This window comes from Polaribacter sp. BAL334 (assembly GCF_015767435.1).
In the GTDB taxonomy this organism is placed as follows: Bacteria; Bacteroidota; Bacteroidia; order Flavobacteriales; family Flavobacteriaceae; genus Polaribacter.
Genome location: NZ_JADWOV010000325.1, coordinates 1 through 503, shown reverse-complemented (window position 1 = coordinate 503; position 503 = coordinate 1). Strand labels below are relative to the sequence as shown.

The following is a 503-nucleotide window of genomic DNA, read 5'->3' as shown; positions in this document are numbered from 1 at the left end:
TGTTACACCTTGTAATTCATTTACGCCATATATATTTTCATTATTTTTTTGCTTACACTCCTCAATGTAATTCCCTAGTTCAACTTCTTGGTACTTTTTTTTGCAATCGACAATATAAGCCTGACAGGCTTCGGTGAGTGGCTTACTTAAGGCTTCGTTTTGTTCTGCCAATGCTTTTAGTCCATTGTAGGTATCCACTAACTCCTGCTGAATATCAATATCAGGAAGTGGAATTTGAATTCGGCAAAACTCACTCCAGTCAAATGTTTCTCTTGCACTTCCCCACGAATTGAAGCGAGATAAACGATCAAATTCCTCTCTACTTAAAAATAAATACAGATACTCTGGCAATAATTTATTTGTATCAATTGAACGAAATGTTGTATAAATTGAAGAAATCAAAACAGGTTTATCAGTCGTATTTAATGCCAAAGCAATTTTATCACCTCTTCGAGAAGTGTCAGATACATATGAAAATTCATTACTATGAACAACTTTATATG

The 503-nt window shown here is 33.8% G+C and carries 1 protein-coding gene; it reads right to left on the bottom strand.

What is annotated here, in order from left to right; genetic code table 11:
• A partial coding sequence (locus tag IU405_RS15520; protein ID WP_197439532.1) for a restriction endonuclease subunit S occupies window positions 1–503 on the bottom strand: 503 nt, incomplete at both ends.